This is a genomic window from Yersinia pekkanenii, assembly GCF_001152565.1.
GTDB classification, from domain to species: domain Bacteria; phylum Pseudomonadota; class Gammaproteobacteria; order Enterobacterales; family Enterobacteriaceae; genus Yersinia; species Yersinia pekkanenii.
In genome coordinates, this window is record NZ_CQAZ01000117.1 from 1 (window position 1) to 3,275 (window position 3,275).

The window sequence follows — 3,275 nt, forward strand, 5'->3', positions numbered from 1 at the left end:
CGACATAAACGCTCAGTAGGTCGTCGGTGGCGCATGGATGAAACCTACATCAAAGTCAAAGGTCAGTGGAAATATCTGTACCGCGCGGTCGATACTTCAGGCCAGACCATCGACTTCCTGCTGACCGCCAAACGGGATGCTGCAGCTGCATTACGCTTCTTTCGCAAAGCCATTCGACACCACGATGAACCTGAGATAGTGACCCTTGATAAAAGTGGTGCCAACACGGCAGCGCTGACTACACTCAACGCCGACAAACCAGAAGAAGAAACCATTACTGTCAGGCAGAACAAGTATCTGAATAACCTGATTGAGCAGGATCACCGAAATATCAAACGTCGGATACGCCTGATGCTGGGATTCAAATCGTTCCGGCGGGCACAGACGCTCCTGATTGGCATCGAATTGATCCACATGATACGTAAAGGGCAATATCAGCATCCCGCCGGAGCGCGTTTATCACCCGCGGAACAATTTTATCTGTTGGTTGCCTAATAAAGCAGCAGCGCAACTTTTGCTGACTCTGCTCTGTTAATGCGACAGAACCCTTTTGTCTCTCTGATGGTAAAGCAGAAAACAATCTGGCCTTTGCTATCTGGTCTCTTGCCCGACGTTTTGGTCGGGAAGACGATGTGTTGATCCTCAACTTTTTAACCGGGGGGGAAAGTAAACTTAAGCGCCTGGTTAAAGGTGATAAATCACGCCCCCAGACCAACTCAATCAATTTGTTCGGTCAAGCGACTGAAACGTTCATTATCCAGTTGATGGAGTCTCTTTTGCCAGTCTCTTCTACAGGTGAAGACGGCTGGCAAGACAAAGCAAAAGCGATGATCGGGGCTCTCATCTATGCCTTATGTTACAAACGCGAACGCGATGGGCTTCAGCTCTCGCAGAATGTTATCCAGGCGCATTTGCCTCTGCGAAAAATTGCGGCACTTTACCAGGAGGCAATAAAAAATAACTGGCATGAAGAGGGTTACAAGCCACTGGAAAGCTACCTGAATGCATTGGCGGGCTTTGACATGAATCTCATCAATAAACCCTCCGAATGGTCACAAGGGGTATTTGACCAGCACGGTTTCCTTATCCAGCAATTCACCCGAATGCTCAGCATGTTCAATGATATCTACGGACATGTGTTTCCCAAAGGAGCCGGTGATATTTCCTTTCGGGATACGTTGCATAATGACCGCATTCTCGCCGTCCTTATCCCGGCATTAGAGCTGTCCAATAGTGAAGCGTCCACATTGGGCAAACTCTATATATCCGGGCTGCGTATGACCATTAGCCAGGATCTGGGGCATCATCTGGAGGGTAAGCGTAAAGATGTGCTGATTGCCAAGCGGTATGCTGGAAAATTCCCTTATGCCATCATTTTTGATGAACTGGGGGCCTATTTTGCTTCAGGTATGGATAAACTGGCATCCCAGATGCGGTCTTTGCTCTACATGCTCATGACGTCCGGACAAGATGCACAGGCGATGAAACGTAAAGCCAACGGAGAGTTCGACTCGGTTAACGCCAACCAACGCACTAAATGGTTTATGGCATTAGAAGACCCACTGGATACCTTCGATATTATCCGTGCGGCCGCAGGAAAGGGGTATTACTCCGAGCTCAGCAGTGTAGAACGCCGTTCAGGCGCGGTTTCATCGACTTATGATGATGCTGATTCAATGCAAATCCGTGAACGTGACAATATTGAATTCACTGAGCTGAAAGCATTGAAAAAGGGGGAAGGTGTCATCGTTCTGGAAGATGCGGTAGTCCGCAGTGCGGCGCTATACATTCCAGATGATGAAAAGCTGTCCAGTGAGTTGCCTATGCGCATCAATCGCTTTATTGAAATAAAGAAACCCACCTTTGAAGCGCTGTGCGGATTCTTACCGTCACTGGCACGTAAACGCCCCGTATCCCAAACCAACGTAGACAATATTCTCCGACGATTTAACGCTACAGCACTCGATAGCGAAGAAGGCATGCTGAAAGCACGGCTTTATGACAAAACGCTGCACCAGCTCTGCCAGCTGACCTGCGATCTCGATAACCGCGATGATGTCTCTTATACCCCGGCTGAACGGAGGATATTGCTGTTTGAAGCGGCCCGACGCGCTATCAAGAAAACCAATGCGACCTACCATACCCGCGCAGAGCCCAAAGAAGTCACGCTCAGCCGTAAAGCGCTTAACGCTGTCAATGAGGAGGCATCCCATGCTAATCCGTAAACCTATCGCGATGTTACTGGCCACAATGTTGCTCATGCCGTCAGTATCGACGTTCGCCACATTGAACGCCCCCCAGGCAGAGATCACCATTGGTTTCTCACCATCAGGAACCGCGCTATCCAACATATTGCATGTTATCAACAGCGCTCAGCAGGAAATAAACGTCGCAGCCTATTCCTTTACCAGCAAAGAAATTGCTCTCGCGTTGCGCACAGCTCAACAACGCGGCGTTAGAGTCCAGGTGCTGGCAGACAAAAAGGCCAACAGTGATAAATATACGGCGGTGACGTTCCTGGCCAACAGCGGTATCGCGGTCAGATTGAGTGACAAATACGCCATCATGCACAACAAATTTATCGTGACCGATGGTCAGACAGTTGAGACCGGCTCATATAATTTTTCGGCCAGTGCAGACAAGCGCAATGCCGAAAATACGCTCGTATTGTGGAATATGCCCGCCGTGGCAGCCCAGTACCAGCAAGAGTTTGATAGATTGTGGCAAGAGGGTCAGCCACTTATAACATCGTGGAAGAGCATATGACTAAGATTTCACTAAAAGCCATGGTCACTCCAGCTAAAAAAACAATCACAACGCATGAGATATACAGCAAAGAGGGTATAAGGACAGAAAGGATCCTTACCCATATTTCTACTGGAGCTCACGGTTATGAATCACTCTGTATTGATGGTACAAGTAAGGAATTAGGTAAAGAATGCCATATTATCAAAGAGGATTCGTTACCAATAACCTGCCCTATCTGTATGGCTATTTGGTTTGATTCATTTACTTTTAATGAGACAGATTTCGATTTGGCTGAAAAGGATGGCTGGGTCAGTTCCAAAATGCCAAGACAGAAACTTAAGTGCTTAGATGGATAAAATTAGTAAAGGAAAGCCGTCCCGAAGGACGGCTACCTGGCTTACTTGCCTGATGTATTGATTGTTACCGTGATCGAGTTGTTAGATATGCTCCAACCCCCGTTCCCGGATGACAACAGTGCACCAGAGACAACGAGCACAATACAGAAGTACCGTTTCATTGTGCGGTCC

At 48.0% G+C, this 3,275-nt stretch carries 5 protein-coding genes; 4 read left to right on the forward strand and 1 reads right to left on the reverse strand.

What is annotated here, in order from left to right:
* From AEP37_RS22860 to AEP37_RS22875, 4 genes are all read left to right on the forward strand, one after another.
* On the forward strand, positions 1-495 hold a 495-nt coding region (locus AEP37_RS22860; protein WP_049615476.1), incomplete at its 5' end, for an IS6-like element ISYps1 family transposase.
* A gap of 137 nt (positions 496-632) precedes the next feature.
* Positions 633-2,225, forward strand: a complete 1,593-nt coding sequence (locus tag AEP37_RS22865) for a hypothetical protein (protein WP_053102015.1) — start codon at positions 633-635, stop codon at positions 2,223-2,225.
* Positions 2,218-2,766, forward strand: coding sequence for a phospholipase D family nuclease (locus tag AEP37_RS22870; RefSeq protein WP_049615478.1), 549 nt, complete (start codon positions 2,218-2,220; stop codon positions 2,764-2,766). The genes AEP37_RS22865 and AEP37_RS22870 overlap by 8 nt, the downstream gene beginning before the upstream one ends.
* A complete protein-coding gene (locus tag AEP37_RS22875) occupies positions 2,763-3,104 on the forward strand; it encodes a hypothetical protein (RefSeq protein ID WP_049615475.1) in 342 nt (113 codons plus the stop codon). The genes AEP37_RS22870 and AEP37_RS22875 overlap by 4 nt, the downstream gene beginning before the upstream one ends.
* Positions 3,105-3,145: 41 nt before the next feature.
* Here AEP37_RS22875 and timP read toward each other — a convergent pair whose 3' ends face one another.
* Positions 3,146-3,265 carry a small toxic inner membrane protein TimP gene (timP, locus tag AEP37_RS27665; protein WP_243758296.1) on the reverse strand — a complete coding sequence of 40 codons (120 nt, stop codon included), beginning with the start codon at positions 3,263-3,265 and terminating at the stop codon, positions 3,146-3,148.
* Positions 3,266-3,275 lie beyond the last annotated feature (10 nt).